Origin of the sequence: Acidovorax sp. HMWF029 (assembly GCF_003060895.1) — a bacterium.
In the GTDB taxonomy this organism is placed as follows: Bacteria; Pseudomonadota; Gammaproteobacteria; order Burkholderiales; family Burkholderiaceae_C; genus Acidovorax.
On the sequence record NZ_QAIH01000218.1, the window covers coordinates 1 to 7,575 of the forward strand.

At 63.9% G+C, this 7,575-nt stretch carries 4 protein-coding genes; 3 read left to right on the top strand and 1 reads right to left on the bottom strand.

Going from position 1 to position 7,575, the window contains the following annotated elements:
- The 3 genes from DBR12_RS15285 to DBR12_RS15295 form a co-directional block, all read left to right on the top strand.
- Positions 1-144, top strand: a 144-nt coding sequence (locus tag DBR12_RS15285) for an EAL domain-containing protein (RefSeq protein WP_146185552.1), incomplete at its 5' end; no start/stop codon positions are given.
- 84 nt (positions 145-228) lie between these two features.
- Positions 229-5,085, top strand: coding sequence for a PAS domain S-box protein (locus DBR12_RS15290; RefSeq protein ID WP_108618046.1), 4,857 nt, complete (start codon positions 229-231; stop codon positions 5,083-5,085).
- Between the two features lie 36 nt (positions 5,086-5,121).
- Entirely contained in the window at positions 5,122-6,252 is a 1,131-nt protein-coding gene (locus DBR12_RS15295; protein WP_108618047.1) for a two-component system response regulator, read from the top strand.
- 203 nt (positions 6,253-6,455) lie between these two features.
- On the opposite strand, the gene DBR12_RS15300 is transcribed toward DBR12_RS15295, so the two are convergent.
- A complete protein-coding gene (locus DBR12_RS15300; protein ID WP_108618048.1) occupies positions 6,456-7,409 on the bottom strand; it encodes an inositol monophosphatase family protein in 954 nt (317 codons plus the stop codon).
- Between the last annotated feature and the right edge of the window lie 166 nt (positions 7,410-7,575).

Sequence of the window (7,575 nt, forward strand, 5' to 3'; positions counted from 1 at the left end):
CTGCAGGTGGTGGCGGAGGGGGTGGAGACGACGGGGCAGCTGTCGTTCCTGAGGTTGCATGGGTGCGAGGGGTTTCAGGGGTATCTGTTTGGGCGGCCCGGGCCGGTGGGGGAAATGGATGTTTTCCTGCACCCACACCGCTGACGGGGCCTTGGCAAGTCAACGTGCGGTGGTCGCCACAAGAGGCGTGACCGACCGCTTGTGCGCGTTGCATGTGAAGGCGTAGGCATGTTTTTTGACAAAGTGCTGGATCGCGAGGCCCCTGGAATACGTGGACTGCTCATGGTGCTGGCGGTCGCCTTGCTGGGGGCTGTGCTGGTGGTGCAAGGGGCGCTGCACTGGCGGAGCACCGAGCGTGCGGCCGAGCGGTCTCGCCTGCTGCAACAGACGACCGACGCCTTGATGAGCCAGACCACTGGCGGGGCCATGCTGGGCGCCGTATCGCTGCTGGGTCTGAGTGAGCCCCTGCTCAAGAAAATGGCCATGGGCCAACTGCCGCCGGACAACCCGGACGCGCTGGCGCGGCTGGCTGTGGCGCGTGGGCGCTTCCTGGTCAGCGGCGTTTACGTGATCTCGGCCGATGGCACGGTGGTGGCGCATGAGACGTCCGACACGCGTTCCACGGGGCTTAACCTGGCGTTCCGGCCCTATTTTCAGCAGGCCATCCGGGGCGCTGTCAGCGTATATCCCGCTGTCGGAACCAATACACAGGAGCGTGGCCTGTACTACGCTGCGCCACTGTATGAGGGTGACACTCCGACTGGCTCCATCATTGGGGTGGTGATGTTCAAGCAGGGTTTTGAGCCGGTGGACCTGCTGCTCAAGCGGGCGGGGCTGCCCATGGTGCTGCTCTCTCCGCAGGGGGCCGTGTTTTCCTCTACGCGACCCGAGTGGCAGTTTGCCGTAGCCCCGCCTCTGACCCAGGCCCGCATTGACGCCCTGCGCGCATCTGGCCAGTTCGGGCAGTTTTTCGAGAAAGGCGTGGCTTCGGCCCTGCCGTTTGCTGCCGACGCAGGCGAGGTTGTGCTCAATGGGGTGGCCTATGCAGTGGTCCACCGCGCCATCCAATGGAACGACCCAGGGGGGCAGTGGCATCTGGTGATGCTCGACGACATCAGTACCTTGATGACATCCACCCAGCGGGTACAGGTCGGTGCAGCCGCATTTGTAGTCTTCAGCCTACTGGGTTTGCTGCTGCTGGACCTGCTGCGCAGCCGCGCACGGGTGGCATCGGCGCTAGAGCGGTTCCGCGTACTGGGCGCTGCGCTGGAGAGCAGCCCGGTTTCGGTGGTCATCACCGATGGCGAAGGTCACATCGACTGGGTCAACCCCCAGTACGAACGCAACACCGGCTACACGCTCGAGGAAGTGCGCGGCAAAAAACCGTCGCTGGTGTCGAGTGGGCAAACTCCGGCACAGACCTATCAGGTGATGTGGTCCACGCTGCTGTCGGGGCAGTCGTGGCAGGGCCATTTTGTGAACCGGCGCAAGGACGGAAGCATTTACCACGACGAAGCCACGTTGTCGCCGGTATTTGACGGACGGGGGCGGCGTATCGGCATCGTGGGCCTGCATGAGGACGTGTCAGCACGCATCGAGGCCCAGAAGGAGCTAGAGCGGCGCGAACGCCTGCTCAACGAGCTGCTAGAGCAGCAGACCGCCATTTTTGACAACGCGCCGCCCATCGTGCTGGTGTGTGACGGCCATTTTCGCCAGTTCAATCCGGCGTTTGTCGAACTCATGGGCGGCACGGCCTCGCAACTGCTGGGACTGGGGGTGTCGGTTCTGTTTGGAGGCCCGGGCCACTCGGAACTGTTCACCGCACGCGTGGCGCCCAGCCTGGCGTCTGGTCAGGCGCTGCGCGAGTCGGCCACCCTGTTCCGCCTCGACGGCAGCCGCTTCGAGGCGCGACTGGCGGGGCGCAGCCTCAAGATGAATGACTCCGGCGCCGCTTCCATCTGGGTGATCGAGGATGTGAGCGACCAGCGGCGTGCCGAGCGGGCCATTCAGCAGACCAAGGAGCGCCTGGAGCTGGCCCAGGAGGCGGGCAAGATCGGGGTCTTCGACCTGAATCTGCTGACTGGCGAGATTCTCTGGTCCGACAAACTTGCACAGATGATGGGCCTGCCCCCCGGAACCCAGCCCGATGGCCGTGATTTCTGGCTGAACTGCCTGCACCCTGAAGACCGCGTGCAGGCGAGTGCCTACTTCGACAGCTGTCTGGCAGGAGACGAAGACCACCTGCGTGACTCGTGGCGCATTGTGCGCCCCGATGGCGAGGTGCGCTGGTTCCTGGAGGCGGCACGCATTTTTCGCAATGAACAGGGGCAGCCTGTGAGGGTGGTCGGGGTCAACGTGGACATCCACGATCAGAAGCTTCTGGAAGAGCAGGTAGCGGCCCAGTTGGATTTCCAGCAAGCCCTGATCGATGCCATCCCCGTGCCACTGTTCTACAAGGGGGCCGACGGGTGTTATGTGGGAGTCAATCGTGCCTACGAGCAGGCGTTTGGCGTGACACGTGAATCCTTGGTGGGCAAGACGGTGATGGATCTGGAGTTCCTGCCTCACGCCTCGCGTGTGCTTTTCGAGCGCGACAACGCGCTGGTCCTGGCCGGCGAGCAGTCGGTGCACCGTGAGGTGGACCTGCCCTATGCCGATGGTGATATGCACCACACTTTGTTCTGGCTGCACGGGTTCCGGCGTGCAGACGGAAGCCCCGGTGGCACCATCGGCACGTTTGTGGACATCACCGACCGCCAGCGCGCCGAGCAGGACCTGCGCCGCGCCAAGGAGCTGGCCGAGGAGTCCACTGCGCTCAAGTCCAACTTCCTGGCCAATATGAGCCACGAGATCCGCACACCGATGAACGCGATCATCGGCATGTCTCACTTGGCGCTCAAGTCAGGCCTGTCTCCGCGCCAGCACGACTACGTCAGCAAGATTCAGCAGGCGGGCCAGCACCTGCTGGGCGTCATCAATGACATCCTGGATTTTTCGAAGATCGAGGCGGGCAAGCTGGTGGTGGAACGCCAGCCGTTTTTGCTTGACCGCATGCTCGAGAGTGTGTCCGACGTGGTGGGCTACAAGGCTGGCGCCAAAGGGCTGGAGCTGGTCTGCGACGTGGCCAGCGACGTGCCGCCCAATTTGGTGGGCGATGCCTTGCGCCTGGGGCAGATCCTCATCAATTTCGCCAACAATGCCATCAAATTCACCGAGTCGGGCGAGATCAGCATTGCTGTGCGGCTGTTGGCGTCGGCTGGCAAAGAGGTGCGCCTGCGGTTTGAGGTGCGCGACACTGGTATCGGCCTGACCGAAGAGCAGATGGGGCGCCTGTTCCAGAGCTTCCAGCAGGCAGACACATCCACCACCCGCCGCTATGGCGGCACGGGGCTGGGGCTGGCGATCTGCAAGAGCCTGGCCGAACTCATGGGCGGCGAGGTCGGGGTCGAGAGCGTATCTGGCAAGGGGTCCACCTTCTGGGCGGCCGTGCCGCTGGAGCGTGGTGCAGCTGCACGTGTACTGCTGCCACCGCCCGACCTGCGCGGCAGCCGCGTGCTGGTGGTGGACGACAACCATACGGCGGCCACGGTGCTGTCCGACATGCTGCACGCCATGGGTTTTGAGGTCGAGCAGGCCCACTCTGGCCTGGAGGCGCTGGACCGGCTGCGCGAATCCATGGCCCGGCACCGACCTTTCGGCCTGCTGCTGCTGGACTGGCACATGCCGGGCATGGACGGCGTGGAGCTTGCAGGCCACATCCGTACTCTGGGCATGGCCAAGGTGCCGCAGATGCTTATGGTGACCGCCTACGGCCGCGAGGACGTGATGCGCGCTGCGCGTGCCCAGGGCATCGAGACGGTGCTCATCAAGCCCGTCAATGCCTCGGTGCTGTTCGACACCCTTATGCAGCCGCAGGAACACTCTACGGCCGCCGGGCGCCGCACCGTCTCCCCAGCACCGGCGGCTGAAGAGTTGCCGTTGGAGATCCGGGGTGCTCAGGTACTGCTGGTGGAAGACAACGAACTCAACCAGATGGTGGCGATGGAGCTGTTGCTGGACGCCGGGTTTGCTGTAGATGTGGCAGAAAACGGCCAGATCGCCATTGACCGCATCGAGCGCAAGCACTACGACGCGGTGCTCATGGACATGCAGATGCCAGTCATGGATGGCGAATCCGCCACCCGTGCCCTGCGCAGCAACCCCCGGCATGCCCAGCTGCCCATCATTGCGATGACTGCGAATGCCATGGAAGCCGACCGCCAGCGCTGCTTTGCAGCGGGCATGAACGACCATGTTGCCAAACCTATTGAGCCTGCGGCACTCTGGGCGGCCTTGAGTCGCTGGATACGGCCCCGCGCTGGCTTGGGGACTGCGTCCAAGGCGGTGGTTTCGCCAAGTCTGTCAGGGGAGGGGGGGCGGATGCAGCCACTCGCACGCTCACCCGATGCGCCATTGCCAGCAGCGCCCTTGCCGATCTTGGAAGGATTGGATACGAACCTGGGCTTGCAGCGCGCCCTGGGTAAGCCCGGGCTCTATGCCGAGCTGCTGCGCCGCTTTGCCGAGGGACAGGCGCCCGTGCTGGCCGAGCTGCAACAGGCGCTGGCCGCCAACAATCTGGGCGTGGCCGAGCGCCTGGCACACACGCTGCGGTCGGTGGCCGCCAACATCGGGGCGTCTGTTGTGTCAGAGCGTGCCCAGGCGCTGGAGCATGCGCTGCGTTTTCATCACGGCAACGAGTCCATCGTTCATGTGCTGGCTGAGCTGCGTGCGGCCCTGGCGCCACTGCTCGGAGGGCTGCAGGCGTGGTTGGTGGAGTCGGTGGTGGTCTTGGAGTCTGCAGGTTCGGTGCCTGATCCGGGCGGGAAGGTGGCGGCGGAGGCTGTGCAGCGCCTGCGCTACCTGTTGGAGCAGGATGACCCTGCAGCCACAGAATTTTTCCAACACAATGGCAAGATACTCGGCGCGGCCTTGGGGGATATCTTCAAATCCGTCGAGATGCACACCCTGAACTTTGATTTCGAACATGCTCTGGAGGCCATGGCGGCCTTGCAGGGCCCCGAATTTCCAGCGGCCCCGCTCTCTTGAACGGCACCACCCATCGGCACAACACGCAGGACATCCATGGACAACGCGCCCTTTGCCTCCACCCAGGCGGCACTCGTTGACAAGCCGATCGCTACGGTGCTGGTGGTGGATGACACGCCCGAGAACCTTACCCTGATGGGCAGCCTGCTGCGCGAGCTCTACCTGGTGAAGGTGGCCAACCATGGCGAGAAGGCGATCAAGATCGCCCAGTCGGGTGCACCACCCGATCTGATTTTGCTGGACATCATGATGCCCGAGGTGGATGGCTACGAAGTCTGCCGACGCCTGAAATCGGCGGCTTCCACGCGCGACATTCCGGTGATCTTCTTGACCGCGCGCTCCGATCCCGACGACGAACGCATGGGCTTGGCGCTGGGTGCGGTTGACTACATCACCAAGCCCATCAGCCCGCCCATCCTGCTGGCACGCGTCAACACCCATCTGGCGCTCAAGGCCACGGCCGATTTTCTGCGCGACAAAAGCTCCTACCTGGAGCGCGAAGTGGCCATGCGCACGCTGGAGGTGCAGGCCATTCAGGACGTGACCATCATGGCCATGACCTCCCTGGCCGAGACGCGTGACAACGAAACTGGCAACCACATCCGCCGCACGCAGCTGTATGTGAAGACGCTGGCCGAGCGCTTGCGCCACCACCCGCGCTTCGAGCATGTGCTCAATGACCGCATGATTGAGCTGCTCTACAAGTCTGCCCCGCTGCATGACATCGGCAAGATCGGCATCCCTGACAGCATCCTGCTCAAGCCGGGCAAGCTGACGGTGGAAGAGTTTGAAGTGATGAAAACCCACGCCACGCTGGGTCGCGACGCGATTGAGGAAGCCGAGCGGCGCCTGGGCATGCGCGTGGCGTTCCTGAGTGTTTCGAAGGAAATCGCGTACAGCCACCAGGAGAAGTGGGATGGCACGGGTTACCCGCAGGGGTTGGCGGGTGATGCGATCCCGGTGTCGGCGCGCCTCATGGCCGTGGCCGATGTGTACGACGCCCTCATCAGCAAGCGTGTGTACAAGCCCGCGTTTTCGCACGATCAAGCCTGCAACACCATCGTGCGGGGCAAGGGCTCCCACTTTGACCCCGACATGGTGGATGCGTTTGTGGACATTGCGGAAGACTTCCGCAGCATTGCGCAGAAATATCCTGACCCTGGATAAAGGACAACCTCCTGAGCGACTTCATCGCTTCCCCCTTCTCTCGAATTGCTTTGCAATTCGGGAAGGGGGACGCAGCCAGCGCGGGGAGGCGGCCCTTGCGCGGCGGCCATGGCGGGGGGGCGCCTACTGCACGGTCCCGCTATCAGATCTCACCAGCGGTGATCTTGTGCTGGCTTCACGGTGAGGCGCGGTAGTTGAGATGTTCAGAACGGTGCGTCTTCGCCCTTGGCTGCGTCGGCCTGTGGGGCGGCTGGTTCTGCCACGTCTGCATCTGCATCGGCTCCCTGGGTGTCGGTAGGCTGTGAGTCTGCCGCAGCCGCCTGGCGCACCGCCGCCTTGTCGCCCGCGCTCGCAAACTTGCTGTACTTGCCCAGGATGGGCACCAACTGACCGTAGATGCGGGGGCTGCCGGCCAGGCACTCGCGCTGCTCCAGGAAGTCGGCTTCGCCTGTGAAGTTGCCCACCAGGCCGCCGGCCTCGGTCACCAGCAGTGAGCCCGCTGCCACGTCCCAGATCGACAGCCCGGTCTCGAAGAAACCATCGGTGAAGCCCGCAGCCACATAAGCCAGGTCCAGCGCGGCGGCGCCGGGGCGGCGCAGGCCTGCTGTGCGTTGCATCACGTCGGCCATCATGTTCAGATAGCTCTTGAAGTTGTCGCCCGGGCGGAAGGGGAAGCCGGTGGAGATCAGGCAGTCCTTGAGCTGGGTGCGCTTGCTCACGCGGATGCGGCGCTCGTTCAGGTAAGCGCCGCGGCCCTTGGTGGCGGTGAACAGGTCGTTGCGGGTGGGGTCGTACACGACGGCCTGCTCGACCTTGCCCTTGACGGCCAGCGCGATGCTGATGCAGTAGACCGGGAAGCCGTGGATGAAGTTGGTGGTGCCGTCCAGCGGGTCGATGATCCAGACAAATTCCGAATCCTTGGCGCCGTATTCCTTGCCCGACTCTTCGGCCAGGATGCCGTGGCCGGGGTAGGCCGTCAGCAGCGTCTCGATGATGATCTTTTCGGAGGCGTGGTCCACCTCGGTCACAAAGTCGTTGATCTGCTTTTGCGAGATCCGCACCGATTCCACATCCAGGGCCGCGCGGTTGATGATGGCGCCGGCGGCGCGTGCAGCCTTGATGGCCACGTTGAGCATGGGGTGCAGATTGGACGACATAAATTGTGGTGGTTGGCAGCGCGCGGCCGGGGGGCGCGGGCGTCTGCGTATCAGGATGAGCGGGGAGGTCAGGCCCGTCCCGGCGATGCGGGCGGTGACAATAGAGGGCAGGATTTTACCCGCAGTGCCCTTTTTTGCCTAACCGGCTGCTTTTCCCCTCTCGCCC